The sequence below is a fragment of the Klebsiella sp. D5A genome, assembly GCF_001620885.1.
Classification (GTDB): Bacteria; Pseudomonadota; Gammaproteobacteria; order Enterobacterales; family Enterobacteriaceae; genus Klebsiella; species Klebsiella variicola.
This window is the reverse complement of record NZ_LOAR01000003.1, coordinates 457,186-483,683: the sequence shown is the minus strand read 5'-3', so window position 1 is coordinate 483,683 and position 26,498 is coordinate 457,186. Positions and strand designations below refer to the sequence as shown.

23 protein-coding genes, 1 tRNA gene and 1 pseudogene are annotated in these 26,498 nt (G+C 58.5%); 14 read left to right on the top strand and 11 right to left on the bottom strand.

The features are described 5' to 3' along the window. Positions 1-19 precede the first annotated feature (19 nt). The 3 genes from yeaW to AS136_RS05740 are packed head-to-tail and all read left to right on the top strand — an operon-like array spanning position 20 to position 3,633. Complete coding sequence (gene yeaW, locus AS136_RS05750; protein ID WP_008805921.1) at positions 20-1,144, top strand: carnitine monooxygenase, oxygenase subunit YeaW; 1,125 nt, start codon at positions 20-22, stop codon at positions 1,142-1,144. Positions 1,145-1,162: 18 nt separating this feature from the next. Further along, a complete protein-coding gene (locus AS136_RS05745) occupies positions 1,163-2,611 on the top strand; it encodes an NAD-dependent succinate-semialdehyde dehydrogenase (RefSeq protein WP_063266690.1) in 1,449 nt (482 codons plus the stop codon). A gap of 56 nt (positions 2,612-2,667) precedes the next feature. Further along, the gene (locus AS136_RS05740; RefSeq protein ID WP_039103051.1) at positions 2,668-3,633 is read left to right on the top strand and encodes a PDR/VanB family oxidoreductase; all 966 of its coding nucleotides are present in this window, start codon (positions 2,668-2,670) and stop codon (positions 3,631-3,633) included. A gap of 37 nt (positions 3,634-3,670) precedes the next feature. Here AS136_RS05740 and ptsP read toward each other — a convergent pair whose 3' ends face one another. After that, the gene (ptsP, locus tag AS136_RS05735; protein WP_023322294.1) at positions 3,671-6,172 is read right to left on the bottom strand and encodes a phosphoenolpyruvate--protein phosphotransferase; all 2,502 of its coding nucleotides are present in this window, start codon (positions 6,170-6,172) and stop codon (positions 3,671-3,673) included. A 309-nt stretch (positions 6,173-6,481) separates the two neighbouring features. Here ptsP and AS136_RS05730 point away from each other — a divergent pair, with 309 nt between their 5' ends. From AS136_RS05730 to AS136_RS05710, 5 genes are read left to right on the top strand one after another with little or no spacing between them, the layout of a single operon-like run. Beyond that, a complete protein-coding gene (locus AS136_RS05730; RefSeq protein WP_008805917.1) occupies positions 6,482-7,558 on the top strand; it encodes a PTS fructose transporter subunit EIIC in 1,077 nt (358 codons plus the stop codon). A gap of 20 nt (positions 7,559-7,578) precedes the next feature. Further along, positions 7,579-7,899, top strand: a complete 321-nt coding sequence (locus tag AS136_RS05725) for a PTS fructose-like transporter subunit IIB (RefSeq protein ID WP_004179264.1) — start codon at positions 7,579-7,581, stop codon at positions 7,897-7,899. A gap of 49 nt (positions 7,900-7,948) precedes the next feature. Further along, positions 7,949-10,246: a formate C-acetyltransferase gene (locus tag AS136_RS05720; RefSeq protein WP_063266689.1), complete on the top strand. Its 2,298-nt coding sequence runs from the start codon at positions 7,949-7,951 to the stop codon at positions 10,244-10,246. Beyond that, complete coding sequence (locus tag AS136_RS05715) at positions 10,212-11,087, top strand: [formate-C-acetyltransferase]-activating enzyme (protein ID WP_008805914.1); 876 nt, start codon at positions 10,212-10,214, stop codon at positions 11,085-11,087. The genes AS136_RS05720 and AS136_RS05715 overlap by 35 nt, the downstream gene beginning before the upstream one ends. 15 nt (positions 11,088-11,102) lie before the next feature. Then, positions 11,103-11,444 (top strand): PTS fructose-like transporter subunit IIB, encoded by a 342-nt coding sequence (locus AS136_RS05710; protein WP_004179260.1) that lies wholly within the window; start codon positions 11,103-11,105, stop codon positions 11,442-11,444. 13 nt (positions 11,445-11,457) lie between these two features. Here AS136_RS05710 and AS136_RS05705 read toward each other — a convergent pair whose 3' ends face one another. Further along, complete coding sequence (locus AS136_RS05705; RefSeq protein ID WP_048267721.1) at positions 11,458-12,225, bottom strand: phytanoyl-CoA dioxygenase family protein; 768 nt, start codon at positions 12,223-12,225, stop codon at positions 11,458-11,460. A 261-nt stretch (positions 12,226-12,486) separates the two neighbouring features. On the opposite strand from AS136_RS05705, the gene AS136_RS05700 reads away from it, so the two are divergent. Further along, a complete protein-coding gene (locus AS136_RS05700) occupies positions 12,487-13,320 on the top strand; it encodes a helix-turn-helix transcriptional regulator (protein WP_008805911.1) in 834 nt (277 codons plus the stop codon). Here AS136_RS05700 and AS136_RS05695 read toward each other — a convergent pair. The 4 genes from AS136_RS05695 to AS136_RS05680 all read right to left on the bottom strand — a co-directional run bounded on the left by AS136_RS05695 (position 13,317) and on the right by AS136_RS05680 (position 18,123). Then, positions 13,317-14,237, bottom strand: coding sequence for a GGDEF domain-containing protein (locus tag AS136_RS05695; RefSeq protein ID WP_008805910.1), 921 nt, complete (start codon positions 14,235-14,237; stop codon positions 13,317-13,319). The two genes, AS136_RS05700 and AS136_RS05695, sit on opposite strands and share 4 nt — an antisense overlap. 243 nt (positions 14,238-14,480) lie before the next feature. After that, positions 14,481-15,509, bottom strand: a complete 1,029-nt coding sequence (locus AS136_RS05690; protein ID WP_023297343.1) for an ABC transporter ATP-binding protein — start codon at positions 15,507-15,509, stop codon at positions 14,481-14,483. A gap of 1 nt (position 15,510) precedes the next feature. Then, positions 15,511-17,085 (bottom strand): ABC transporter permease, encoded by a 1,575-nt coding sequence (locus AS136_RS05685; RefSeq protein ID WP_008805909.1) that lies wholly within the window; start codon positions 17,083-17,085, stop codon positions 15,511-15,513. A gap of 21 nt (positions 17,086-17,106) precedes the next feature. Beyond that, complete coding sequence (locus tag AS136_RS05680) at positions 17,107-18,123, bottom strand: iron ABC transporter substrate-binding protein (protein WP_004179245.1); 1,017 nt, start codon at positions 18,121-18,123, stop codon at positions 17,107-17,109. Between the two features lie 402 nt (positions 18,124-18,525). Here AS136_RS05680 and AS136_RS28965 point away from each other — a divergent pair. Together AS136_RS28965 and AS136_RS28960 are read left to right on the top strand one after the other, a co-directional pair. Continuing rightward, positions 18,526-19,140 (top strand): annotated as a pseudogene (locus AS136_RS28965) (CSS-motif domain-containing protein); the annotation flags it as partial. A 96-nt stretch (positions 19,141-19,236) separates the two neighbouring features. Beyond that, the gene (locus AS136_RS28960; RefSeq protein WP_168225328.1) at positions 19,237-20,061 is read left to right on the top strand and encodes an EAL domain-containing protein; all 825 of its coding nucleotides are present in this window, start codon (positions 19,237-19,239) and stop codon (positions 20,059-20,061) included. 148 nt (positions 20,062-20,209) lie between these two features. Here AS136_RS28960 and AS136_RS05670 read toward each other — a convergent pair. Beyond that, positions 20,210-20,297: transfer RNA gene (locus AS136_RS05670), tRNA-Ser, on the bottom strand. A 146-nt stretch (positions 20,298-20,443) separates the two neighbouring features. Next, the gene (locus AS136_RS05665; RefSeq protein WP_016160587.1) at positions 20,444-22,069 is read right to left on the bottom strand and encodes an ABC transporter substrate-binding protein; all 1,626 of its coding nucleotides are present in this window, start codon (positions 22,067-22,069) and stop codon (positions 20,444-20,446) included. Positions 22,070-22,337: 268 nt separating this feature from the next. On the opposite strand from AS136_RS05665, the gene yccA reads away from it, so the two are divergent. Then, positions 22,338-22,997 (top strand): FtsH protease modulator YccA, encoded by a 660-nt coding sequence (gene yccA / locus AS136_RS05660; protein WP_002898458.1) that lies wholly within the window; start codon positions 22,338-22,340, stop codon positions 22,995-22,997. An 88-nt stretch (positions 22,998-23,085) separates the two neighbouring features. Continuing rightward, positions 23,086-23,415: a sulfurtransferase TusE gene (gene tusE / locus AS136_RS05655; RefSeq protein ID WP_002898457.1), complete on the top strand. Its 330-nt coding sequence runs from the start codon at positions 23,086-23,088 to the stop codon at positions 23,413-23,415. On the opposite strand, the gene yccX is transcribed toward tusE, so the two are convergent. From yccX to AS136_RS05640, 3 genes are read right to left on the bottom strand one after another with little or no spacing between them, the layout of a single operon-like run. After that, positions 23,412-23,693, bottom strand: a complete 282-nt coding sequence (yccX, locus tag AS136_RS05650) for an acylphosphatase (protein ID WP_063266687.1) — start codon at positions 23,691-23,693, stop codon at positions 23,412-23,414. The genes tusE and yccX overlap by 4 nt on opposite strands. Positions 23,694-23,741: 48 nt before the next feature. Then, on the bottom strand, positions 23,742-24,530 hold the full coding sequence (locus AS136_RS05645; protein ID WP_008805902.1) for an AraC family transcriptional regulator: 789 nt from the start codon (positions 24,528-24,530) through the stop codon (positions 23,742-23,744). Positions 24,531-24,547: 17 nt separating this feature from the next. Next, positions 24,548-25,102 carry a YbhB/YbcL family Raf kinase inhibitor-like protein gene (locus tag AS136_RS05640; RefSeq protein WP_008805901.1) on the bottom strand — a complete coding sequence of 185 codons (555 nt, stop codon included), beginning with the start codon at positions 25,100-25,102 and terminating at the stop codon, positions 24,548-24,550. A gap of 190 nt (positions 25,103-25,292) precedes the next feature. Here AS136_RS05640 and rlmI point away from each other — a divergent pair, with 190 nt between their 5' ends. Next, positions 25,293-26,495, top strand: a complete 1,203-nt coding sequence (gene rlmI, locus AS136_RS05635) for a 23S rRNA (cytosine(1962)-C(5))-methyltransferase RlmI (RefSeq protein WP_008805900.1) — start codon at positions 25,293-25,295, stop codon at positions 26,493-26,495. Positions 26,496-26,498 lie beyond the last annotated feature (3 nt).

Here is a 26,498-nt window from a genome sequence, read left to right as displayed (position 1 = left end):
AATCACAAGGTGACCTTACATGAGCAATTTGAGCCCTGACTTTACTCTGCCGATTAACTTTTGCGCCAATCCGCAGGATGCCTGGACCATTCCGGCCCGTTTTTATACCGACAGCCAGGCGTTTGAACACGAGAAAGAGCGCATCTTCGCCAATAGCTGGATTTGCGTCGCCCACGGCAGCGAGGTCGCCCGGCCGAACGACTACATCACCCGGGAGATCATTGGCGAAAATATCGTTATCGTCCGCGGCCGCGACAATATTCTGCGCGCTTTCTATAACGTCTGCCCGCACCGCGGCCACCAGCTGCTGAGCGGTGAAGGTAAAGCCAAAAACGTGATTACCTGCCCCTATCACGCCTGGGCCTTCAAGCTTGACGGCAATCTCGCCCACGCCCGCAACTGCGAAAACGTGGCGAATTTCGATAGCGAAAAGGCAACGCTGGTGCCGGTTCGCCTGGAAGAGTATGCCGGCTTTGTGTTTATCAATATGAACCCGCAAGCGGAGAGCGTGGAAACGCAGCTGCCGGGCCTGCAGGACAAAGTGCTGGAAGCCTGCCCGGACGTACATGATCTGAAACTGGCGGCGCGCTTTACCACTCTCACCCCGGCGAACTGGAAAAATATCGTCGATAACTATCTGGAATGTTACCACTGCGGCCCGGCGCACCCGGGCTTCTCGGATTCCGTACAGGTTGACCGTTACTGGCACACCATGCACGGCAAATGGACGCTGCAGTATGGCTTCGCCAAGCCGTCCGAGCAGTCGTTTAAATTCGAAGAAGGTACCGACGCCGCGTTCCACGGTTTCTGGCTATGGCCGTGCACCATGTTCAACGTGACGCCGATCAAGGGCATGATGACCGTGATCTATGAATTCCCGGTGGATGAAGAGACCACTCTGCAGAATTACGACATCTATTTCACCAACGAAGAGCTGACTGACGATCAGAAAGCGCTGATTGAGTGGTATCGCGACGTGTTCCGCCCGGAAGATTTACGCCTGGTGGAAAGCGTGCAGAAGGGGCTGAAGTCCCGCGGCTATCGCGGACAGGGGCGCATTATGGCGGATAACAGCGGCAGCGGGATCTCCGAGCACGGGATCGCGCATTTCCACAATCTGGTGGCCCAGGTGTTCCAGCCGTAATCGTTGAAGGAGTTGGCTATGTCCGTGTTTCACTCAGATCTGTTTCGCCAGCAGGCGCTGATTGCCGGAAGCTGGCGCGACGCCGCCGACGGCACGACGCTTGCCGTCAGCAACCCTTCCACCGGCGCGACGCTCGGCCTGATCCCCAATATGGGCCGGACGGAAGCGCAGCAGGCGGTGGATGCCGCCGTGGCCGCGCTGCCGGCCTGGCGCGCGCTTACCGCCGCCCAGCGCGCCGCGTTATTGAAGAACTGGCACCGCCTGATCCTCGAAAACAAGACCGCGCTGGCGCAGATCATGACCGCCGAGCAGGGCAAGCCGCTGGCGGAGGCGGAAGGTGAAATCGCCTATGCCGCCTCGTTTATCGAGTGGTTTGCCGAACAGGGCAAACGCACCAACGGCGAAATAATCCCCTCCCCTGGCGCGGATAAACGCCTGATGGTGATCCGCCAGGGCGTGGGCGTCTGCGCGGCGATCACCCCGTGGAACTTCCCGGCGGCGATGATCACCCGCAAGGCTGGCCCGGCGCTGGCCGCTGGCTGCACGATGGTGATTAAGCCGGCTAACGAAACGCCGTTTACCGCGCTGGCGATGGCGGAACTGGCGATTCAGGCCGGGATCCCGCAGGGCGTTATTAACGTCGTTACCGGCCAGTCGCGCGAAATTGGCGCGGTGTTCACCGGCGATGAGCGGGTGCGTAAACTCTCCTTTACCGGCTCGACCGAAGTTGGCCGCGTGCTGATGCGCCAGTGCGCGGAATCCATCAAAAAGCTCTCTTTAGAGCTCGGCGGTAACGCGCCGTTTATCGTCTTTGACGATGCCGATATCGATAAAGCGGTCGAGGGAGCGCTGATCGCCAAGTTCCGCAACGCCGGGCAAACCTGCGTCTGCGTTAACCGCTTCTATATTCATCGCGCCGTCTACGACCAATTCTGCGATAAGTTCGTGGCCCGCGTCGCCGCCCTGAAAGTTGGCGATGGCAGCGAGTCCGATGTACAGATTGGCCCGCTTATCAACGCCGACGCCGGGCGCAAAGTCCAGTCCCTGCTCGACGACGCCCTGACCCGCGGCGCAACGCTGTTAACCGGCGGTAAAGCGCACCCACTGGGCGGTAATTTCTTCACCCCTACGGTTATCGGCGACGTACAGCCGGGGTCACTGCTGCTGCAGGAAGAGATCTTCGGCCCGGTGGCCGCGCTGGTGAAATTTGACGATGAGCAGCAGGTCATCGAGCAGGCGAATAACACCATCTACGGCCTCGCCTCCTATTTTTACAGCAACGATGCCGCCCGTATCTGGCGCGTCTCCGAGCAGCTGGAATACGGGATGGTCGGCATCAATACCGGGCTGATTTCCAACGAAGTCGCGCCATTTGGCGGAGTGAAGCAGTCCGGCCTTGGCCGCGAAGGGTCGGAACACGGAATCGAAGATTACCTGGAGATGAAGTACCTCTGCCAGGGGTTGTAAATGTCCTCTCCCGGCGGCGGCGCTGGCCACGCCGGGATTTTTGATGGAGTTCAGCGATGTCTGATTATCAAATGTTTGAGGCGATCGTTCGCGATGTTGAACAGATCACCGCCCAGGTGAAGCGTTTTACGCTAGTGTCGCCGACCGGCGCCCCGCTGCCGGGATTCAGCGGCGGTAGCCATATTATCGTCCAGATGCAGGATGGCGAGCAGCGCTACAGCAATGCCTATTCGCTGATGAGCTCGCCGCTGGATACCACCAGTTGGCAGATTGCGGTGCGTCTTGAGTCGCCTTCCAAAGGCGGCTCGCGCTTTATGCACCAGCAGGTGCGCCCGGGCGATACCCTGACGGTGTCCACGCCCAACAACCTGTTCGCCATCGAACCACAGGCGCGAAAACATCTGCTGATCGCCGGCGGTATCGGCATCACGCCATTCTTGTCCCATATTCCGGAACTGGAACAACAGCAGGCCAACTGGCAGCTGCACTACTGTTTCCACGACGCCGACAATAATGCTTTCGTCGATGCGCTCAGCGCCGCGCCGTGGCGAGATCGGGTCAATATTCATGTATCAGCGCTCGGCAGCCGTCTCGACCTGCCGCGCCTGTTCGCCGACCTCGAGCCCGGAACCCACGTGTATACCTGCGGCCCGGCGGCGCTTAACGAGGCGGTGAAAGCCGCCGCCGAACGCCATCAGGTGCCCGCCAGTCAGCTGCACTTTGAGCAGTTTATCGTTGAGGATAAAGGCGGAGAGGCGTTTACCCTGGTGCTGGCGCGTTCCGGACGCGAATTTACCGTACCGCAGGACATGACCATTTTGCAGGTTATTGAGAATAACAAAGCGGCGAAGGTGGAATGCCTGTGCCGCGAAGGGGTGTGCGGCACCTGCGAAACGATGATTCTGGAAGGGGAAGCGGACCACCGCGATCAGTATTACAGCGAGGAAGAGAAAGCCAGCCAGCAGAGTATGCTGATCTGCTGCTCGCGCGCCAAAGGCGGCCGCCTGGTACTGGATTTGTAAAGCGCACACCGGCCGGCACCGCTGGCCGGTGTGCAGATCACAGTTCCAGCTCGCGGCGCAGCAGGTCGGCAATATCCTCGCTGCTCTCCGCGGATACCAGAGATTGGCGGAACTCCGCGTGCATAATGCGCCGCGCCAGCCGCGAGAAGATACGCATATGCTGATCGCCCGCCGAGTGCTTGTTCAGCGTCAGCATAATCACAAACTGCGCCTCTTCATCGCCCCACACCACCGGCTGCGCCAGACGGGCGACGCTGATGGTCGACTGCTCGATATGCTCGGATTTACTGTGCGGAATGGCGAAGCTAAAGCCCAGACCGGTGGAGAACACCGCCTCGCGGGCCCACAGGTCAGCCTCCAGCTTTCGCGGATAGCGGCAGCGTCCGGCCAGCAGCAGGTTATCCGTCATCCCTTTCAGCACCTCCTCCTTGCTGCGCCAGTCGCTATTGAGCGTAATGCACTCGGCGCTCACCAGCGGCACATCCTGCTGACGCATGCGGAACTGGGCCAACAGATGCTCCACTTCCAGTGAGGTACGGCACTGCATGGCCTGATTCAGCAGCTGGCGGCAGGCGCGGCTGTCCAGTTGCGCCAGGCGCGATTTGGTCGCCGGGATCGCCGGCGCGCTCATGCTCAATTCATCTAAACCGAGGCCTACCAGCAGCGGAAGCACCGATCCTTTGGCCCCCAGTTCGCCGCACAGACCGATCCATTTCCCCTGCCGATGCACCGCCTGTACCGCATAGTCCAGCGCGCGCAGGAAGGCGGGATTCAGGCTGTTGTAGTGGCGCGTCACTTTCGCGTTATCGCGATCCACCGCCAGCAGATACTGCGTTAAGTCGTTGCTGCCGATGCTAAAGAAATCCACTTCTTCACAACACTGATCGATGATAAACATCACCGACGGCACTTCCAGCATGATGCCGAGCGGGATCTTTTCATCAAACGGGATCTGCTCGGCGCGCAGCGACTGTTTGGCCTCCGCCAGTCGCTCTTTCACCCACAGGATCTCTTCCATTGATGAAATCATGGGGATCATAATCTTCAGCGAGCCGTGCGCCGAGGCGCGTAAAATCGCCCGTAGCTGAGTGTGAAACAGCGCCTGATACTCTTCATAGATGCGCACCGCGCGGTAGCCGAGGAACGGATTGTTTTCCGCAGGGATGTTGAGATAGGCCACCGGCTTATCACCGCCGATATCCATAGTCCGCACGATAATGCTGCGCCCGGCAGCGGGTTCCAGCGCCTGGCAGAAGATGTTGTAGAGCTCATCTTCCGACGGCGCGCTCGGGCGATCCATATACAGCATTTCAGTGCGGAACAACCCTACCGACTGCGCGCCCTGGTTGAATGCCGCCACCGCTTCCACCGAATGGGCGATATTGGCGGCGATCTCCACGCGGATACCGTCTTGCGTCTGCCCGGCTTTATCCAGCCATACCTGCTGCTGTTGCCGGATTTGCGCCTGTAGCCAGGCCTCCTGCTGATAGTAGCGCGCTACCGCCGGACTCGGATCCACCACCAGCAGCCCGGCGTTGCCGTCAATCTGCACCTGCGTATCCACCCACGGCAGCAGCGCGGCTAAATCCACACCCACCAGAGTAGGGATATTGAATGAGCGTGCCAGAATCACGGTATGCGAGGTGGTGCCGCCGCTGCGCAGCAGCAGCCCTTTGAGATGCGTTTTATCCAGTTCCAGAAACTGGCTGGGGGTCAGCTCGTCGGCAAGACAAATGGCCGCTTCCCGCAACTGGCCCGGCGCCGGGAAACGGGCTTCGCCGTAGATATGCTGTAACAGCTGGAAGCAAACGTCGCGTACATCCAGTACCCGCTCCTGCAGATAGCTGTTGCCGGAGTCGCGGAACTGGGCGCAGAAGTGGTCGCCGGTGGCGACAATCGCCTGGGCGCAGCTCAACCCGGTGAGAATACCGCCAAGCAGGTGCTGGCGCAGCGAGGCATCCGTCGCCAGCGAACGGTGAGCTTCCAGGATCGCGCTGGCGGTGCCGTCATTGTCCAGCAGCCGCAGCTCGATATCTTTCACCAGCAGGCGCAGGCCATTATCCAGCGCCGCCTGCTCCTGTTCGGGACTGGCGGCGACGGGCAGTTCGCCCAGCTCGTGCAGATCGCGTGATTTGAGATGAACCAGCGTCCCTCCCGCGCTGCCGGCGCACACCGGGTGGGCATGAAACAGCGTCGGGTTCAGCCGCGAAAGCGACTCTGGCACCGGCTGGACATCCAGCGTTGGCGCAGCGGGCAGCGGCGCGTCACAGTGGGGAAATTCATCGCGCATAAAAGCCGTTAACGCGGCGAATGCCTCAGCTTCATCTTCGCCGCTGATAAGCAGCTGGCAGGCGTCGCCCTTCAGGGTATTGCTGCCGATAATCGCCAGCGCGCTCTTGGCATTTCCGCCGGTCTCGCTGCGCAAGTTCCGCCACTCAATCGCCGATGAAAAACGGTTACACAGCGTTTCGACCAGACTGGCCGGACGCGCATGCACGCCGTTGGGCAAATCACATGTAAATTCAATGACCAGAGCCATCGCCTTCCTCCAGAGCAATCCATTATTTCCTCAAAAAGTAATAAAAGACGGCCCCAGGGACTAGGTGATAAAACTGGCAATTACTGGACTATTGTACACACAATATTTTTTTATGCCCGCCATCACAATTCCACCCTGTTAGCGCTCATCTCTCCTGTCATCACTAAGATTTGAGGTGGATCGCAATTCTTTTCTCACCTTACAAATATCCAGTAAATGCACTTTTTCTCTACTGTTTAATACCCCGCCCTTTTTCTAATGTTGAGGCATCAATACTGTCACGGGCCCTACAGCGCTCAGGAGCAAGCAATGAACGAACTGGTGCAAATACTAAAAAATACCCGCCAGCATCTGATGACCGGCGTGTCACATATGATCCCCTTCGTGGTCTCCGGCGGGATCCTGCTGGCGGTCTCCGTCATGTTGTATGGCAAAGGCGCGGTACCCGATGCCGCCACCGACCCTAATCTGAAGAAACTTTTTGATATCGGCGTCGCCGGGCTGACGCTGATGGTGCCCTTTCTCGCCGCCTACATCGGCTACTCCATTTCTGACCGCGCCGCGCTGGCCCCCTGCGCCATCGGCGCCTGGGTGGGCAACAGCTTTGGCGCCGGTTTCTTCGGCGCGCTGATCGCCGGCATGATTGGCGGCCTGGTGGTCTATTACCTGAAAAAAATCCCCGTACATAAAGTTCTGCGCTCGGTGATGCCGATTTTCATCATTCCCATCGTCGGCACCTTCATCACCGCCGGGATCATGATGTGGGGGCTTGGCGAGCCGGTTGGCGCGCTGACCGCTAACCTGACCGGCTGGCTGCAGGGGATGCGCGAGGGCAGCATCGTGGTGCTGGCCATCATTATGGGTCTGATGCTGGCCTTTGATATGGGCGGCCCGGTGAACAAAGTAGCCTACGCCTTCATGCTGATTTGCGTTTCGCAGGGCGTCTACAGCGTGGTGGCTATCGCTGCCGTCGGTATCGCCGTACCGCCGCTGGGCATGGGGCTGGCGACGCTGATTGGCCGCAAATATTTCACCGCCGAAGAGCGGGAAACCGGCAAAGCCGCGCTGGTGATGGGCTGTGTCGGCGTGACCGAAGGGGCGATTCCCTTTGCCGCCGCGGATCCGCTGCGCGTCATTCCGGCCAATATGATTGGCGCCGCCAGCGGCTGCGTCACCGCCGCGCTGATGGGCGCCCAGTGTTACGCCGGCTGGGGCGGGCTCATCGTGCTGCCGGTGGTCCAGGGCAAGCTCGGGTTTGTTGCCGCGCTGCTGGTCGGCGCCTGCGTCAGCGCTGCCTGCGTCATCCTGCTGAAAGCCTTCGCCAAAAAGAAACCCACTGACGTCGCCGCTGACGATGAACTAGACCTTGATTTCGAAATTAACTAACAGACTGGAAGGAACAGATTATGACCCACATTATCGCTGTCACCGCCTGCCCGTCGGGCGTGGCTCACACCTACATGGCCGCTGAATCGCTGGAAAGCGCCGCCAAAGCCAAAGGCTGGCAGGTCAAGGTTGAAACGCAGGGTTCCATTGGCATTGAAAACGAACTGACGGCGGAGGAGATTGCCGCCGCCGATATGGTCATTCTGACCAAAGATATCGGCATCAAATTCGAAGAGCGTTTTGCCGGGAAAACTATCGTGCGCGTCAATATCAGCGATGCGGTCAAGCGCGCCGACGCCATCATGAACAAGATAGACAGCCACCTTTCCCAGAGCGCCTGAAGCCTTAAAAGGGCGCCTTCGCGCCCTTCGCCACAACATGGAGTTTATCATGACGAATCGTACCCAACGCCTGAAAGTCAGCCTGTTCGCCCAGCCGCGCGAAATCTCCCTTGAGCGCGCATTACTCTACACTGCCAGCCATCGGCAGACGGAGGGCGAGCCGGTGATTATCCGCCGGGCGAAAGCCACCGCGTGGATCCTCGATAAGGTGATGATTTCGATTCGTGAGGATGAACTGATCGCCGGCAACCGCACCGTCAAACCGCGGGCAGGGATTATGTCGCCCGAGATGGACCCCTACTGGCTGCTCAACGAGCTCGACGCCTTTCCGACCCGCCCACAGGACCGCTTCGCAATAAGCGAAGAAGATAAGCAAATCTACCGCGAAACGCTGTACCCCTACTGGGAAAAGCGTTCAATGAAAGATTTCATCAACGGCCAGATGACTGAAGAGGTCAAGGCCGCCGTCAACACCCAGATATTCAGCGTGAACCAGACCGATAAAGGCCAGGGCCATATCATCATCGACTATCCACGGCTGCTGAATCATGGCCTTGGCGCCCTGGTCGCCGAACTCAAAACGCACTGCGCCCGGCAACCGGAGAACCCCTTTTATCAGGCGGTACTGATCCTGCTGGAAGCTTCCCAGCGCCATATTCTGCGCTACGCCGCGCTGGCAGAGGAGATGGCTGGGCACTGTCAGGACCCGCAGCGTCAGCAGGAGCTGTTAACCATCGCCGCTATTTCGCGCCACAACGCGCAGCACCGGCCAACGGATTTCCCCCAGGCCTGCCAGCTGTTCTGGTATATGAATATCATTCTGCAGTACGAATCCAATGCCAGCTCGATTTCGCTGGGGCGTTTTGACCAGTATATGCTGCCGTTTTATCAGGCATCGCTGAATCAGGGTCAGGATCCCGCGTATCTCAAGGAGTTGCTGGAGTCGCTGTGGGTGAAATGCAACGATATCGTCCTGCTACGCTCCTCCAGCAGCGCGCGCTATTTCGCGGGTTTTCCCACCGGCTATACCGCCCTGCTCGGCGGGCTGACGGACACCGGGCGCAGCGCGGTCAACGTGCTGTCATTTTTATGCCTCGACGCCTATCAAAACGTTCAGCTGCCGCAGCCGAATCTGGGCGTGCGGGTCAACGAGCTGATTGATCGCCCGTTCCTGCGTAAAACCGCTGAGACCATTCGCCTGGGTACCGGGATCCCGCAGATTTTCAACGATGAGGTGGTCGTGCCGGCCTTCCTTAACCGCGGCGTGTCGCTGGAAGATGCCCGCGATTACGCGGTGGTCGGCTGCGTGGAGCTCTCTATTCCAGGGCGCACCTACGGCCTGCATGATATCGCCATGTTTAATCTGCTGAAGGTGATGGAAATTGTGCTGCAGGAAAATGAACATCAGCCTGACGTCAGCTGGGACGGCCTTATCTGCCAGATCCGCGACAAAATTCGCCATTACATCAAGCTGATGGTCGAGGGCAGCAACATTTGCGATATCGGCCACCGCGACTGGGCGCCGGTCCCGCTGCTCTCCTCGTTCATTGAAGATTGCGTGCAGCACGGCAAAGATATCACCGCCGGCGGCGCGCGCTATAACTTCTCCGGCGTCCAGGGTATCGGGATCGCTAACCTGAGCGATTCGCTGTACGCCCTGAAGGGTATGGTCTTCGACCAGCAGCGTCTCAGCTTTGACCAACTGATGGCCGTGCTGAAAGCCAATTTCCAGACGCCGGAAGGGGAAAAAATCCGCGCCCGGCTGATTAACCGTTTTGACAAATACGGCAACGATATCGACGATGTCGACAATATTAGCGCCGATCTGCTGCGTTTTTACTGCAAAGAAGTCGAGCAGTATCTGAACCCGCGCGGCGGCCATTTTACCCCCGGCTCCTACACCGTCTCCGCGCACGTGCCGCTGGGTTCGGTGGTGGGCGCCACCCCGGACGGGCGACTGGCCGGCGAACAGCTGGCGGACGGCGGCCTGTCGCCGATGGTCGGTCAGGATTCCCAGGGGCCGACGGCAGTGCTGAAATCGGTCAGCAAGCTGGATAACTATCTGCTGTCGAACGGTACGCTGCTGAACGTCAAATTCACTCCGGCAACGCTGGCCGGCGACGGCGGCCTGAACAAACTGGCCGATTTTTTACAGGCCTTCTGCAAGCTCAAGCTGCAGCATATTCAGTTCAACGTGGTCAATGCCGGCACCCTGCGTGAAGCGCAGCAGCGGCCGCAGGACTTTGCCGGTCTGGTGGTACGGGTCGCGGGCTACAGCGCCTTCTTTGTTGAGCTGTCGAAGGAGATTCAGGATGACATTATCCGCCGCACCGCGCATCAGCTGTGAGGTCATCGACACGCGCGCCGACCGGGCGCGTATTTTTAACCTCCAGCGCTACTCGCTCAACGATGGCCAGGGGATCCGCACGGTAGTCTTTTTTAAAGGCTGCCCTCATACCTGCCCGTGGTGCGCCAATCCCGAATCAATTTCACCCAGGATTCAGACCCTGCGCCGGGAGAGTAAATGCCTGCGCTGCACCCGCTGCCAGCAGGACGTCGCCGAATGTCCGTCCGGAGCGTGGGAACAGATTGGCCGCGATGTGACGCTGGATAACCTATTGCAGGAGGTGCTGAAGGATGAGGTCTTCTTTCGCGCCTCCGGCGGCGGCGTCACCCTCTCCGGGGGCGAAGTGCTCATGCAGGCCGGGTTTGCCGCCCGCTTTCTCCAGCGCCTGCGCCAGTGGGGGATCCGCACCGCCATCGAAACCGCGGGCGACGGCGCTTTTGACCGCTTCCTGCCGGTGGCCGAAGCCTGCAATGAAGTGCTGTTTGATTTTAAAATCATGGAACCTGAGCGGGCGCGGTCGCTGCTGCGAATGAATCAGCCACGGGTGCTGGACAATTTTCGCCAGCTGGCGGCGAGAAAAATCAACCTGATCCCGCGGGTGCCGCTGATCCCGGGCTACACACTGAATACCGATAATTTTCGCCAAATTCTGGCGTTCCTCGCCCCTTTCGCGCTAAAAGAAATGCACCTGTTGCCGTTTCATCAATATGGCGAGCCCAAATACCGTCTGCTGGGCAAACCCTGGACGCTGGCCAGCGTGAAAGCGCCTGACGAAGCGGAAATTCAACCATATCGGGTGATGGCCGAAGCGGCCGGTTTCCACGTCACTATCGGCGGTTAACGCCAGGAGGATGTTATGGACTTCAATATTGTCGCCGTCACCGCCTGCGTCAGCGGCGTGGCGCATACCTACATGGCCGCCGAACGACTGGAAAAGGTCGGTCATCATGAAAAATGGCACCTGAAGGTGGAAACCCAGGGGGCGCTCGGCGTAGAAAATCGGATCACCGCGGAAGATATCGCCCGCGCCGAAGTGGTGCTGCTGGTGACGGATATCGAAATCGACGACCCTCATCGCTTTCGCGGCCTGCGGACGATTAAAACCAGCATCAAGAGCTTCCTGCTGCAGCCGCAGCAGATCGTCGAGGCCGTGAAAAGCATCATGAAAAAGCCGGTCGTCTATGTAGAACTTCCCTGACCGGCGACAGACCTTATTCTACATCCAGCAGCCACTTTTGCGCCGGCGTCAGGCGGCTTGCCGTCTCCGGCGTGAGCCAACGCCGCTGGTCCTGCTGCGGCGTATCCGCACGATCGATATATAACCCATGCAGTACGCGTCGTCTGCTGCCTTCACGATTACGGGTGCCGCCGTGCCAGGCGTGGGCGTTGTAGATCATCACGCTGCCAGCCGGCGCGGCAAACACAATCTCATCGGGATGGGCCTGTTCCGGGTCGGCCAGCACCTCCTCTGGTAACTCGGGGCGGAGGTGGGTACCAGGAATGATCCGCGGCGCGCCGTTGGCGGCGCTCAAATCGTCTATCGCCCAGATGGTATTCACCAGGTGGACTTTGGGAAAATCCGGGCGAGGCTTTTTCCAGTCGGCGTGCAGCGGCTGGTGGCCGCCGTTATACAGCGCCTCGCGGGCGTTCAGGCTGGAGACTTTAAAATCCCCGTTGAAGATATAGCGACAAGCGGAGAGGATCAGCGGGTGTGACCAGACTTTCTCCCAGATAACCCCCTTATTAATCAGGTTAGCGATCCGCGTCGCCGTCGCCTCCTGATGGTGCTCCATCGCCAGATTATCGCCTTCGCGTTCAACCAGGGTGTCAATGAGCAGGCGCATTTCGCTCAGCCACTGGGCGTCAACGACGTTATGCACGACGGTGTAGCCGAAGGTGTCGAGCTCGTGTTTCATTTGCGCGCTGAGCGTCTGGCTGGCGCCTAACGCATCGAGAAAGTTAGCCGATGATGAGTTCATTTTACGTTCCTTTTTAACGTTCCGATAACACAAACAAACTCTACTGGTCCCTCCGCGGCATGACACGAGGCGAGCGCTACAAAAAACTGGACATACGTACGCGAGCCCACAAAGTGTGATGGACATCAATAATCTCTTTTCCGGCGATGCATGCGCTACAGCTGGCCGGCAATCCGCTGCGCAAAATGGCTAAACTAACGCTGCCGGGAAGGAAAAAATAGATTACCATCAACAGGATAATGCGCATGCTGAGGGCAAAGAATGATTGAAGATCTGCCGGATATACTGCATCGGTTAATCGGTCAAAAAGATCACCTACAGGTGAGATTTCCTGAGCCGGATATCTCCGTGCCTGCCCTCGCCTTCAACGTGCCGTTTCCGCGTCTGGAAATTGTGCTGGAGGGCCAACTGAATGAACAGGGACTGCCGCTGGCCGCCTCGACGTTAACCACGCTGCAGGTACTGTACGTGCAGGCGGGGAAGTGGACGCTGCCGCAGTGGACCGGTCCGGCCACTACCCTGAGCATTCTGTTTGGTCGGCAGAAACTGGGATTCAGTATTCAGCGCTGGGACGGAAAAAGCCTGCACACGGAAAAACAGAGCGTTTCCCGGCTTGGGCCGCGCGTGGGTTCCTACCTGTTGCTGAGCCTGAATGAAGTCAGCCTGCAGCCCGATCCGCTGACCGCGCGACTGGTGATCGCCGCGCTGCTGAGTCATTGTCGTGAACAGCTGGTCGGGCTGGAGATGCGCGTCAGCCGCAGCCGGGATCTGTTTCTCGCCGTCCAGGACTACCTCGAGGAAAATCTCAGTCTACCGCTGACGCGGGAATCGGTAGCCAAACGTTTTCACATCACGCCCAACTATCTATCGCATATTTTTCAGAAATCAGGCTCGGTGGGATTTAATGAATATCTGACCCGGGTTCGCCTGGAAAAGGCGAAGCAGCTATTGCGCGGCTATGACCTGAAGGTGAAAGAGATTGCGCACAATTGCGGCTTTGTCGACAGCAACTATTTTTGCCGGGTTTTTAAACGCTACACAGAACGCTCGCCATCGGAGTATCGGCGACACTGCCGTAGCGCGCAGCAGGCCTAACCTGCCGCACCGGCAGATGGCGCCCACTCCACGCGGCCGCGGCCGTTATGCTTGGCCTTGTACAGCGCCTCGTCGACTTTACGGATAAACGTCTCCTGCGCTTCGCCTGGCCGCCAGGTTCCGACGCCAATGCTGATCGACAGCGGCGTCTGATGATTGATCAGGATGGTGCGGGCGTTAGCAAGGATCGACTGCGCCAGAGCGTGCAGCTCGGGCTCGGACAGGCCATCGACGATAATGGCGAACTCTTCCCCACCGATCCGCGCCGGCTGGACCTGCTCGCTGGTTAGTTTCGCCAGCTGTTTCCCCAGCGAAAATAACACTTCATCCCCCACCAGGTGGCCCCAGCTATCATTGATTTTCTTAAAAAAATCGATATCCAGAATCATGAGTCCCAGCGCATGCCCGGACTTCTCGCGAATGGTATCAATGAAAAAACGCCGGTTGGGTAACTGGGTCAGTTCATCCTTCAGGGATTGCGAGCGCGCATCGACGTACAGCAAATTGATTCGCTCAATAATTTTGTAGACCCCCACCACGGTCAGCAGCATCCCGGAGAGGCGCAGCAGATCTTCGCAGTAGTAGCCCATCCAGCGCGGCTGAACCACGATCTCATCCATCACGTCAAAGGTGCCGCCGGCAATCCACAACAGCAGCCCATAGCGTACCCAGTTGACGGCAATGTGGCTCATCCGCACCTTCGCCGAGCTCCACAGCATAAACACCAGAAACAACAACGCCAGCAGATCGATATAGAGGCCGGGGTTAGTCAGGATCTCGTGTCGTGTACCGACCGGAGGCGACACCAGGGCGCAGCCGACAGCAACAGCGACGATAACCAGCAGCGCAGGCAGGAGCGTCACCCGGGCCACAGCGGCCGGGCCGGGGCGATTCGCAGGAGTATGGAGTTCAGGCATAGCGGTGTCTCATGGTAACAACAGGGCCGATCGCGAGACAGGATAACAGTTAAGCGTAGCGGGACGAATGAAAAAGCGACGGTTCGGTAAAATGGCGGGAACTGGACTGACCCCGCGGAATTGTTCCAACGTACTACCACTCCATGGCGACGAGGTCAGTGGCGCGGATACTAGCGGCTTCATCCGCCATCTAATTAGCTTTCCGTGCGGCGCCGTCGATAGCCGGCGCCGCCTGCTCAGGGATTAGCCGCTAAACACTCGCGCCTTGCCGCTGACCGTCAGTCTCACCATCGCGCCGGGCTGCCACGCCGGCTGGCTCACGGTTCGCAGGACAATCGGCCGCTCGTGCCCAGCCATCGACAGCGTCAACGTGGAAAGCTGGCCTGAGAAATCGACATCGCGGATAATGGCGGTACTTTCCTGCGGCCCGCTCACACTGACGCTCAGCTGTTCCGGACGCAGCATCACCCTACCTTCGCCAGCAGGATGCAGTGCGTCCGTCGCCAGGTCCCCCAGCGCGCAGCTTGCCCGGCCGGGGCTAAGGCGTGCGGGGAGGATCAGGGCATCGCCAAGAAATAACGCCGTCTCTTCATCCACCGGCTGCGAGTAAACCGTCAGCGGGGTTCCAACCTGGGCGAAGCGCCCCTGACGCATTACCGCCACCTGCGTAGCGAACGACAGCGCCTCGTTCTGGTCATGAGTCACCAGAATCGAGGCGATCCCCGTCTCGGCCAGCAGGTCCGCCGTCGCTTTGCGTGTGCTGGCGCGCAGCCCGGTATCCAGTGCAGAAAACGGCTCATCCAGCAGCATCAGCGCCGGCTGCTGAGCCAGCGCGCGGGCCAGGGCAACACGCTGCTGCTGGCCACCGGAAATTTCGTGTGGCCAGTGACTCGCCAGACCAGGGTCGAGGGCGACCATCTCCATTAGCGCCCCCACGCGGCGACGCTTCTCCTCACGGCTGGCGTCGAGCCCCCAGGCGATATTGTCCGCAACATTAAGATGAGGAAACAGCGCCCCTTCCTGCGGAACATAGCCGATCCGTCGCTGGTGGGCGGGGACAAACACACCGTCGGCAAACAGAGACTTACCGTGCATGACGATCCGCCCGCGATCGGGCGTTTCAAAACCGGCGAGAATGCGCAGCAACGTGGTCTTCCCCGAGCCGGACGGACCAACAATGGCCGTCCGGCTCCCCGGCGCTACGGTCAGATTGAGATTATCGAGGACCAGCGCATCAGCGAAGGATTTCGAAATAGAAGACAATTCCAGCATGTTACAACCCTGCCATTTTTTTCGACTGCATATAAAGAACCGCGGTCAGCGGCAGCGAAATGACGATCATCAATAGCGCGTACGGTGCCGCCGCTACGTAGTCGATCTCACTGGTTAACGCCCAGAAACCGGTCGACAAGGTGCGGGTGCCTAACGGCGAAAGCAGTAGTGTGGCGGTGAGCTCATTGCTGACGCCAAGGAACACCAGCGCGGCACCTGCGGCCGCGCCCGGCGCGGCAAGCCGCATAGTGATACTCCACAGGGCGCGGGCCGGACTGCGTCCGAGACTACGGGCAACGTTTTCCAGCTCCACCGGCGCCTGCGCGATACCGGCGCGCAGGTTAATCAGCGCACGCGGCATAAACATCAACAGATAGGCCAGAAACAGCGTCACTTCGGTCTGGTACACCGGACGGGCGTAGTGGATGGTGACCGTCACCAGCGCCAGCGCGGTGACGATGCCGGGCAGCGAGCTGGTGATGTAATTACACCCCTCCAGCAGGCGGAACAGCGGGCGCGGATAGCGCACGCCGAGCCACGCAATGGGGATCGCGCAAACCGTTGTCAGCAGCGCCCCGCCCGCCCCCAGGAGCAGGGTCTGGCGCAGAGAATGCCAGAGATCGGCATGCAGCCAGTTGTCGATGCCGCCCAGCCATAGCCAGCGGCACAGGACCAGTAAGGGAACCCCCATCGCCAGCATCACCAGCAGCAGAAGCAGTAGCTGCGCGCCAAAAGCGGCCCCTTTACCCAGCACAAGCCGCTTCTGCTCGCGGGCCGCCCCGGCGCCGATACGCGCGTAACGCGCTTTACCGCGTGAGGCGCTCTCAAGCAGCAGGATCGCCAGGCAGCACAAGGCCAGCACGCCTGCCAGCATATTGGCGGCCGGACCGCTGAAGGTCGACTGGAACTGATCGTAAATAGCGGTCGTGAAGGTATCGAAGCGGATCATCACATACAGGCCATATTCCGCCAGCAGATGCAGGGCCACCAGCAGCGCACCGCCGCAGATTGCCAGACGCAGCTGCGGGAGCACCACCCGGAAGAACACTTTCCACGGCGGCGTGCCCAGCGACGCGGCGACATCTTCAAGGGTGGGATCGAGGCGGCGCAGCACGGCCGCCACCGGCATATAAATAAACGGATAGTAGGCGAGCACCGAGAGAAACACCCCGGCGGAGAGGCCATGCAGCGAAGGCACGGCACTGACCCAGGCGTAGCTCTGGACAAAGGCCGGGATCGCCAGCGGGGCTACCGCCAGCGCCGACCACAGCTGCCGACCGGCAAGGGCAGTACGTTCCGTCAGCCAGGCCAGCGTCACGCCGAGCACAATGCTGATGGGGACCGCCAGCACCGTCAGCCACAGGGTATTGCTGAGCAGCTCCCCTACCCGCGGACGAAAGACCAGCGCTTTAATGGTCGGCCAGCCGGTGTCGAACCCAACCGCCACCACAAACCCTAACGGCAACAGCGCCAGCAATGAAAACAGCAGCGCTAACGCCACCATCGGAAATGCAGGACGCCTGCGCTCGGGCAGGCGTCCTGTTTTCTTTCCGAGCGACAAACTCAGAACAGACATAGCAACATCACTTCCTCAGGATCAGAGCAGGCCAGCCTGCGTCATCAGCTCAATGACCTTTTTACTGTTCAGCGAGGAAGGTTCTACCTTCGGTGCATCCAGATCTTTCAGCGGGGTCAGTTTCGGGTTAGAGGCCGCATCTACCCCCACGGCATATTCGAAGGCGTTATTGGTGCGCAGTGCATCCTGCCCCTGCTTGCCGGTGATCCATTTAATAAAGGCCTGCGCCTGCGCTTTATGTTTGCTGGAGGCCAGCACACCGCCACCAGAAATGCTGACGAAGGCGCCCGGATCCTGGTGTTTGAAGTAATACAGTTGGGTGTTTTTACTGTTTTCGCCGGTTTTTGACTGATCGACGAAGCGGTAGTAGTGGTAGATCACCCCGCCGTCGATCTGCCCGGCGTTGACCGCTTTCATCACCGTGCTATTGCCTTTGTAAGCGACAAAGTTGGTTTTCATCGCCTTCAGCCAGTCGAGAGTCGCCTGCTCACCCTTCAGCGCCAGCATCGCGCTGACGATAGCCTGGAAATCAGCCCCCGATGGCGAAGCCGCCCAGCGCCCTTTCCACTCCGGTTTTGCCAGATCCATCAGGGAATGCGGCAGCTGCGCCTCGCTGATTTTCGCCGGGTTGTAGACGAAAACGGTGCTGCGCGCGGCGATGCCGATCCAGCGCCCATGCTGCGGACGGTACTGCGCCGGAACCTGCTGCAGGGTGGCGGCATCCAGCGGGGCGAAAAGTTTGGCATTATCGACCAGCACCATCGACGGCGAGTTCTCGGTCAGAAACACATCGGCCGGCGACGCGGAGCCTTCCTGAACCAGCTGATTACCCAGCTCACTGTCATCGCCATTGCGCAGCGTGACCTTAATACCGGTCTCTTTGGTGAATCCATCCACCCACGACTTCACCAGATTTTCGTGCTGGGCGTTGTAAACCACAATCCCGTTCTGAGCGTCAGCCGCCATCCCCTGCGGCGCCAGAAACAGAGAAGCGGCAACCAGCGCTGCCGTACGGAGGGGCGATAAGCGAAATTTCATGAACGCATCCTTAATGAAATAGGGCAAAAAACGGTAAATAGCCTGAGCGGAGAGGATTAAATCACAGCAAAAAAAGAATGATAATGAAAACAATTATCATAAACTTAAAAAAGCAAAAAATAACGCCGGTCGGTTATTAGGGATTAGAAAATGCTTAAAACCATCCACTCCCGAAATTTAGATTAAGAAAACATTAAGCTGCGATTTTTTTATTACCTTCGTGACAGAACAGCCGCCTCTGCACGTTATCCGCGGTCTTTGCCGGCGGGTATTGTGATACTGATCATGTTTTTAATATGCGCCGTCATCACGAAAGATATCCCCCTTCTACGATCATTAAAAAGCCTTTACCGTCAGAGGGATGATTAACTTTATGCACACTCACCCTGGCACGCACGATAAATGAAAGAGATAAAGCGGCGAAACGCATGGATTGCCTTTTCCCTGGCGCTGGTGGTGTTTCTTGCTGGCGTGTTCGTCATTAACTGGCAACTGTGGCATTCGGACCAGGCGACTCATGTCGCGGCCGCCCGTCAGGCGGCGAAAAAGATCGCAGCCATTCTGGATGAGGCCCATGCGGCGACGGCCACGGCGCTGAACGTTAGCCGCAACGGTTGCTCTGGTCAGGGTCAATTTCAGCTCGGAACGGAGGCCGCCCTGCAGCCGCATCTGCGCACTATTCTGCTGATAAAAGATGGCCAGGTGTGGTGCTCGTCACTCCCCGGCAACCGAGTCCTGACGCTCCATCCGGAATCCTTGCCTGATGAGAAGCTGCAGCTGCTGCCCGCCAGGATGATGGTTAACAAGCGGCCGGTGCTGATCTATCATACGCGTTCAGCGCAGGTGAGAGTCATTGTCAGTATCAGCGACATCCATTTGCGCGATGCCTTGTATAGCGATGAGGATAACGCCGGGCTGGCGCTCTCGGTCAACCATCAGATGATCGCCAGATATGGCGATGTGGAGCCGCTGAAAGCCAGCCCACATCAGGATATATTTAGCTCACCGGACTACCCGTTTCGCATTATCTATCCCGAGTCGCCTTTTTTTAGCCCCGGCCGCTTATTTCAAAATGGTTTCGGTCTGCTGATTTTCATTTTCTCTGTCTCGCTATTGTTTTATTTCCTGCTGCGCAAATACCTCAATGTCTATACCTCTGAAGAAGAAAACCTGCGCTACGCCATCGCCCAGGGGTATATCGTTCCCTTCTACCAGCCCGTCGTGAATGGGAAAACGGGGGAGATATACGGTGTGGAAATTCTCGCCCGCTGGAAAAATGCTACCACGCAGCGGCGTTCGCCCGCGGAATTTATTCCACTGGCCGAACGTACCGGCTTAATTATCCCGCTGACCCGCAGCCTGATGGCGCAGGTCGCCGCCCAGATGAATCCCATCTTCAGTAAGCTGCCGGATGGGTTTCATATTGGCCTGAATATCAGCGTGTCACACATTAACGCCCCGTCGTTTATCGATGACTGCCTGCACTATCAGCGCGGCTTTGAGGGGAAAGCGGTGAAGCTGATGCTGGAGATCACGGAGCAGGAGCCGCTGTTGCTCAACGACGCGGTCGTGGACAAGCTCAATACGTTACACTCCCGCGGGTTTTCCATCGCGCTGGACGACTTTGGCACCGGCTATTCCGGGCTTTCCTGTCTCCACGAGCTGATTTTCGACTATATCAAAATCGATCAGAGTTTTGTCGGCCGGGTAACCGGGGAGGCGCCGTCAAGCAAGCTGCTGGACTGCGTGATAGAGATGGCCCGGACGCTGTCACTGCGCATCATTGCCGAGGGTGTCGAAACCCAGGTCCAGCTGGAGTATCTCAATCGCCAGAATATTCATCTGCTGCAGGGCTACTATTTCTGGAAGCCGATGCCCTACGTCGCGCTGGTGATGCTCCTGCTGAGCAAACCGAAGGCGCGGATTGTCGAAGAATGAGGGGCGTTGTGAAAAGTCCTGCCATGCGACGGGCTATGTATCCGTCAGCGCGCTGGGAATGAAAACATCGTCGGTCACTGTCCGGGTCATGCACGACCGACCGGACAAAGCAAGAAGGGGCTACCTTTCGGTAACCCCTTCTTTTATATGGCGGAAGCGCAGAGATTCGAACTCTGGAACCCTTTCGGGTCGCCGGTTTTCAAGACCGGTGCCTTCAACCGCTCGGCCACACTTCCGGTGTGAGGCGCACTATAAACACCTCGGCGGATGCTGTAAAGCACCATTTTGTTCAACTGCCTTAAAAACAAACAATTCTGTGTTATTCGTCTGAATTTCAGGCAGTTCGCACAGAAAATCAGCGCTCCTCACCACTATCAGATGACTATTTTTTAATGTACATGTCTTTGGTGTAGTAATACCCCAGCTTATCCGGCGTGAAACCGCCCACCCTGGGTTTCACTAAATGGGTACGCACATAGTGATAGACCGGAATGGCGGGAACATCCTGCGCCAGCAGATCTTCCGCCTGCTGATAGTATTTGCCCCGGGTCGCTACGTCGGAGGCTTTCGCCGCATTGCGCAGGGCCTCATCGTAAGCCGGGTTGCTGTACTGACTGGTGTTCTCGCTATCACCGGTACGGAACGTATTGAGGAAAGTGGCGGCATCGTCGTAATCGGCGATCCAGGCATAGCGGACGGCGTCAAAGTTATGCGTATGCATGGTATCCAGCATCGTCTTCCATTCCTGGTTCTGCAGCTTCACCTCGACGCCGAGGTTTTTCTTCCACATAGAGCTGGCGGCGATGGCGATACGCTGGTGCGACTCATAGGTGTTATACAGCAGGGTAAAGACCAATGGGTGACTGTCATCATACCCCGCCTGCGCCAGCAGTTTTTTCGCCTCAGCAATCCGCTTCTCGCGCGGCCAGCTGGCGTAGTCCGGGTTGCGCAGCGTCACGCCGCCGATATCCGGCTGGCTGATCACCCAGGCCGGGCGCTGCCCCTGGCCAAGCACTTTTCCGGCAATGATATCTTTATCAAGCGCCATATTCAGCGCGCGCCGCACGCGGGCGTCGTTAAACGGCGGGCGGGTAGTATTGAATTCGTAGTAATAGGTCGCCAGCTGCGGCGAAACGTCCAGCTGATCGCCCATGGTTTTCTGCAACTGCGCAAACTGATTGATCGGCACCGTATAAACAATATCGATCTCCCCCGCTTTGTAGCGGTTGACATCGGCAGCCTCCGAAGAGATGGGCAGGTAAGTCACTTTATTAATAACGGTGTGCGCATTATCCCAGTACTTCGCATTACGTTCAGCCACCAGCCGCTCATTCACCACCCATTGGGTCAGCTTATACGGGCCGCTGGTGACGATATGCTCTGGTCGGGTCCATTTATCGGCAAAACGCTCCACCAGCACTTTGTCGATCGGTACCAGCGAAGGGTGCGCCAGCATCGCCAGGAAAGCGGCATTCGGCTGGCTCAGAGTGACCTGCAGCGTGGAGTCATTCAGCGCTTTCACCCCCAGCGTCTCGGGTCCCTTTTGCCCCAGGGCAATTTCGCGAGCGTTGGCGATATGCATATTGCCGGGATAGCTCGCATAGGGCGAGGCGGTGGCCGGCGAGACCAGCCGTTGCCAGCTCCAGACGATATCCTGCGCCGTGATGGCCGTGCCGTCGGACCAGGTCAGACCGGGGCGTAAATGGAAGGTCCATAACAGGTTGTCCTTGTTTTCCCAGCGCTCCGCCAGCCGGGGCTGGATCGCCCCCGCAGGCGTCACGCTGACCAGCCCTTCAAAGAGATCGCTAATGATGTTGAATTCAATGTCGCTCTCGACTTTATGCGGATCGAGTGAGGCAGGTTCACTGCCGTTATTTCTGACCAGCTCCTGCTTTTCCGCCAACTGGGTGCCAGGCGGCACCTGTGCCGCCAGCGCCCCGCCGGTTATGACCATCAGACTCATTGCCAGGAGCGTCCGCGTGATGTGATTGTTTTTGTGTAATGTCATTTCCCTTTGCCTTTAACGTACGGAGTTATTCCCCCTTCCACACTTAGTCGCAGAATTTAAATAAAGCAATATATTTCAGCAACCTATAAGATTTCGATCGGCTCACCGAAGCGAAACGCGAAAACATATCGCTTTTCCCAATCCATGTAGAATTTTATGCTGGACAAAAGCGGCAAAAGCTAAGTAAAGATGGGTAAAAGCATTAGGGCTTCACGCTTGTTTTTCTTATTCTTTATCCCTAATTACATCTGTCATAAGAGAGTGACTCATGGATCGCATAATTACATCATCGCGTGACCGTTCCTCGCTGCTCAGCACGCACAAGGTTCTGCGTAACACCTACTTCCTGCTCAGCCTGACGCTGGCGTTTTCCGCTATCACCGCCACCGCCAGCACGGTGCTGATGCTCCCTTCCCCGGGGCTGATTTTAACCCTCGTGGGGATGTACGGTCTGATGTTCCTGACCTACAAAACGGCGAATAAACCCACCGGGATTATTTCCGCCTTCGCTTTCACTGGGTTCCTCGGCTATATCCTTGGGCCGATGCTGAACGCGTACCTTTCTGCCGGCATGGGCGATTTGATCGGCCTGGCGCTGGGCGGCACCGCACTGGTCTTCTTCTGCTGCTCGGCCTACGTGCTGACGACGCGCAAAGATATGTCATTCCTCGGCGGAATGCTGATGGCGGGCGTGGTGGTCGTCCTGATTGGTATGGTCGCTAACCTGTTCCTGCAGCTGCCGGCGCTTCATCTGGCGATTAGCGCGGTGTTCATCCTGATCTCTTCGGGTGCCATCCTGTTCGAGACCAGCAACATCATCCGCGGCGGTGAAACCAACTACATCCGCGCCACGGTCAGCCTGTATGTCTCGCTGTACAACATCTTTGTCAGCCTGCTGAGCATCCTGGGCTTCGCCAGCCGGGACTAACCGCTCCCCTGCTTCACCGAGGCCTCGCTTATGCGGGGCCTTTTTTTTTGCTACACTGCGGCCAGTTTCAGGCGGTATGTGAAAAATCATGTTTATTTTTGAAGGCAACGAAATTGAAACGGATAGCGAAGGCTATCTGAAAGATACCACCCAGTGGAGCGAGGCGATGGCGGAAGTCATTGCCGCGCAGGAAGGGATAACGCTCGCCGTTGAACACTGGGAAGTGGTGCGCTTTGTGCGCGAGTTTTACCTTGAGTTCAACACCTCTCCGGCGATCCGCATGCTGGTGAAGGCGATGGCCAACAAGTTTGGCGAAGAGAAAGGCAACAGCCGCTATCTCTATCGCCTGTTCCCGAAAGGCCCCGCCAAACAGGCGACCAAAATCGCCGGGCTGCCGAAGCCGGTGAAGTGCATCTAATAGAGAATCGCGAATTTTTCCCAGCTGCGGGTGGATTGATGGGGTTCGGTTAACACCCGGTCAACCCGCGCGCTGCGCGGCCCCCCGGCTTTCAGCCAGGCGATGAGTTTCTCCACCTGCTCTGCCTCGCCGCAGGCAAGCACTTCCACCCCGCCGTCGTCCAGATTACGGGCATAGCCGGTCAACCCCAGTTGCAGCGCTTCCCGCTGTGTTGAATAGCGAAATCCCACGCCCTGAACCGAACCGTAAACCCATGCCATCGTGCAGATACTGGCCATTATCATCTCCTTTTCGCTCACACTTTACGCTGAGGATAGCAAATTCGCTCAGCGTACGTGCTTCGGCAGTAAACCATAATGCTGACGGAAGCGCGCGGTAAAGCGCGATCCCGACTGATATCCGCTGTTCTGCGCGATTTCGCCTATTGGCCGCGAGGTGGTCTGCAGCTGCCCCAGGGCGTGAGCCATCCGCACCTCCTCGACGATCTGGCGAAAACTCTGCGATTCCTGCTGCAGCCGACGGCGCAGCGTGGACTCGCCGAGAAAGAGCATTTTCGCCACCCGCGACACGCTCCATGCCTGCGCCGGCGACAGCATGACCAGTTGTCGAACCTGCGCCGACAGATCCTGCTGCCGCTCGACGAGCAGCGGGCCCGCATAGCCCGCCTCGTGCAGGGCCAGCAGCAGGCCCATAGTCTGGTGGAGCTGTAGAGAGGTGGATAATCCCTCCCGCACCGCCTGCAGAACGCTTTGCCACATAAACGCCAGCTCTGTCGTCACCGGGGCGCAGAGCGAGGTCAGACGCCCTGGGGGTGGTTCGCTGAGATAACGGGTCTTAAACGTCGTCAGCAGCTCGGGGGTCAGCGACAGCAGATCGGAGCAAAACAGGCCGTTCTCCGGCTGGTTAATCACCTCCAGCTCAACGTCAGCCGGCAACACAATCAGCTGTTGCGGCGTCGCCAGCACCCGGCTCTCCCCTTGCACAATCACTTTGCTGCCGCGTTTCACCCGACAGAGCGCCGGGGAGAACAGCCGCACCCGATGCAGTCTGCACAGCCGTCGGGTGGTGACCTCTGCCGCGGTTAAGGCGTTATGCTGAAAGTGGATACTCTCCATCGGATCGACCCTTTATTTTAGCGCCCGGCCATCGCCGTCAACTGTACGCTGGCGAGAGCATGGCTGTGTAACAGATAGCCGACCAGCGCCCCGCTGGCCCCGGCATCCACCGGCAGCGTAGGGACATCCAGCGCCCATACCGTAAAGCGGTAGCGATGCGGTTTATCTCCCGCCGGCGGACAGGCGCCGCCGAAACCGGCATAGCCAAAATCGTTGCGGCCCTGTACCGCTCCGCCCGGCAGTGTAGCGCTGTTTTTATCTCCCGCGCCAGCGGGCAGCGAAAAGACGCTGCTGGCGATATTGACCACCGTCCAGTGCCACCAGCCGCTGCCGGTAGGCGCATCGGGATCTCTGACAGTGACCGCGAAGCTTCGCGTCCCCGCCGGGGCATTTTTCCATGCCAGCTGCGGAGAGACATTGCCTCCGGTACAGCCGAAACCGGCAAACCAGTGCTTCCGGGCCAGCGCCTGCCCGTCATGCATATCATCGCTGCTCACGCTAAACGGCGCAGCCATCGCGCCACTACTCACTGCCGCGACCATCGCCACGGCCATGCGGATACCTGTTTTCATCGTCTGCTCCTCGTTGGGGTGAGAAAACAGGGTATGAGAGTCCGCACAAACTGAATGTGCCGAAGCGCCTGCATTTTGTGCCGAAACGCTCACCTGTGCCTGCCGGGCGAAAGATGCTTGCGTGCGCCAGGTGTGCTACTCTACGCGCCATTTTTCGGTGCCGACATTCCCGTTGCTTAAAGGTAGCTCCATGACAGATTCCCTATTCCCCCGCTTAGTGTTAGCCAAAGGACGCGAGAAATCCCTGCTGCGTCGCCATCCGTGGATTTTCTCAGGCGGCGTCGCCCGCATGGAGGGTAAAGCCCGCAGCGGTGAAACCATCGATATTGTTGACCATCAGGGAAAATGGCTGGCCCGCGGCGCTTACTCGCCGTCGTCGCAGATCCGCGCCCGCGTGTGGACCTTCGACCGCAATGAAGCCATCGATAGCACCTTCTTTGAACGCCGCCTGCAGCAAGCGCAAACCTGGCGGGCATGGCTGGCCGAGCGCGATGGTCTCGACAGCTACCGTCTGATCGCCGGCGAGTCCGATGGGCTGCCGGGCGTCACTATCGACCGCTTTGGCAACTTTTTCGTGCTGCAGTTGCTCAGCGCAGGCGCCGAATACCAGCGGGCCGCCATCATCAGCGCCCTGCAGAACCTGTTCCCGGACTGCGCCATTTACGATCGCAGCGATGTCGCCGTGCGTAAAAAAGAGGGACTGGAGCTGGCCCAGGGGCCGGTGGTGGGCGAGCTGCCCCCGGCGCTGCTGCCGATCACCGAGCACGGCATGAAACTATTGGTTGATATCCAGGGCGGGCACAAAACCGGCTACTACCTCGACCAGCGCGACAGTCGCCTGGCTACTCGCCGCTATGTCGCGGATAAGCGGGTGCTGAACTGCTTCTCTTATACTGGCGGCTTTGCGGTGTCAGCGCTGATGGGCGGCTGCCGCCAGGTCACCAGCGTGGATACCTCTCAGGAAGCGCTGGACGTCGCCCGACAGAACGTCGAGCTCAACGGACTGGATCTGTCCAAAGCGGAATTTGTGCGCGACGACGTGTTCAAACTGCTGCGTAAATACCGCGATCAGGGAGAGAAATTCGACGTGATCGTGATGGATCCGCCGAAATTCGTGGAAAACAAAAGCCAGCTGATGGGCGCCTGCCGCGGTTATAAAGATATCAATATGCTGGCGATCCAGCTGCTGAACCCCGGCGGCGTGCTGCTGACTTTCTCCTGCTCCGGCCTGATGACCACCGATTTATTTCAGAAAATCATCGCCGATGCCGCAATTGATGCCGGGCGTGATGTACAATTTATAGAACAGTTCCGTCAGGCTGCCGACCACCCGGTGATCGCAACCTACCCGGAAGGGCTGTATCTGAAGGGGTTTGCCTGTCGCGTCATGTAACTT

Excerpts from the sequence above, each read along its gene's own strand:
- yeaW (WP_008805921.1), top strand. The coding sequence starts at position 20 with ATGAGCAATTTGAGCCCTGACTTTACTCTGCCGATTAACTTTTGCGCC.
- AS136_RS05745 (WP_063266690.1), top strand. The coding sequence starts at position 1,163 with ATGTCCGTGTTTCACTCAGATCTGTTTCGCCAGCAGGCGCTGATTGCC.
- AS136_RS05740 (WP_039103051.1), top strand. The coding sequence starts at position 2,668 with ATGTCTGATTATCAAATGTTTGAGGCGATCGTTCGCGATGTTGAACAG.
- ptsP (WP_023322294.1), bottom strand. The coding sequence starts at position 6,172 with ATGGCTCTGGTCATTGAATTTACATGTGATTTGCCCAACGGCGTGCAT.
- AS136_RS05730 (WP_008805917.1), top strand. The coding sequence starts at position 6,482 with ATGAACGAACTGGTGCAAATACTAAAAAATACCCGCCAGCATCTGATG.
- AS136_RS05725 (WP_004179264.1), top strand. The coding sequence starts at position 7,579 with ATGACCCACATTATCGCTGTCACCGCCTGCCCGTCGGGCGTGGCTCAC.
- AS136_RS05720 (WP_063266689.1), top strand. The coding sequence starts at position 7,949 with ATGACGAATCGTACCCAACGCCTGAAAGTCAGCCTGTTCGCCCAGCCG.
- AS136_RS05715 (WP_008805914.1), top strand. The coding sequence starts at position 10,212 with ATGACATTATCCGCCGCACCGCGCATCAGCTGTGAGGTCATCGACACG.
- AS136_RS05710 (WP_004179260.1), top strand. The coding sequence starts at position 11,103 with ATGGACTTCAATATTGTCGCCGTCACCGCCTGCGTCAGCGGCGTGGCG.
- AS136_RS05705 (WP_048267721.1), bottom strand. The coding sequence starts at position 12,225 with ATGAACTCATCATCGGCTAACTTTCTCGATGCGTTAGGCGCCAGCCAG.
- AS136_RS05700 (WP_008805911.1), top strand. The coding sequence starts at position 12,487 with ATGATTGAAGATCTGCCGGATATACTGCATCGGTTAATCGGTCAAAAA.
- AS136_RS05695 (WP_008805910.1), bottom strand. The coding sequence starts at position 14,237 with ATGCCTGAACTCCATACTCCTGCGAATCGCCCCGGCCCGGCCGCTGTG.
- AS136_RS05690 (WP_023297343.1), bottom strand. The coding sequence starts at position 15,509 with ATGCTGGAATTGTCTTCTATTTCGAAATCCTTCGCTGATGCGCTGGTC.
- AS136_RS05685 (WP_008805909.1), bottom strand. The coding sequence starts at position 17,085 with ATGTCTGTTCTGAGTTTGTCGCTCGGAAAGAAAACAGGACGCCTGCCC.
- AS136_RS05680 (WP_004179245.1), bottom strand. The coding sequence starts at position 18,123 with ATGAAATTTCGCTTATCGCCCCTCCGTACGGCAGCGCTGGTTGCCGCT.
- AS136_RS05665 (WP_016160587.1), bottom strand. The coding sequence starts at position 22,069 with ATGACATTACACAAAAACAATCACATCACGCGGACGCTCCTGGCAATG.
- yccA (WP_002898458.1), top strand. The coding sequence starts at position 22,338 with ATGGATCGCATAATTACATCATCGCGTGACCGTTCCTCGCTGCTCAGC.
- tusE (WP_002898457.1), top strand. The coding sequence starts at position 23,086 with ATGTTTATTTTTGAAGGCAACGAAATTGAAACGGATAGCGAAGGCTAT.
- yccX (WP_063266687.1), bottom strand. The coding sequence starts at position 23,693 with ATGGCCAGTATCTGCACGATGGCATGGGTTTACGGTTCGGTTCAGGGC.
- AS136_RS05645 (WP_008805902.1), bottom strand. The coding sequence starts at position 24,530 with ATGGAGAGTATCCACTTTCAGCATAACGCCTTAACCGCGGCAGAGGTC.
- AS136_RS05640 (WP_008805901.1), bottom strand. The coding sequence starts at position 25,102 with ATGAAAACAGGTATCCGCATGGCCGTGGCGATGGTCGCGGCAGTGAGT.
- rlmI (WP_008805900.1), top strand. The coding sequence starts at position 25,293 with ATGACAGATTCCCTATTCCCCCGCTTAGTGTTAGCCAAAGGACGCGAG.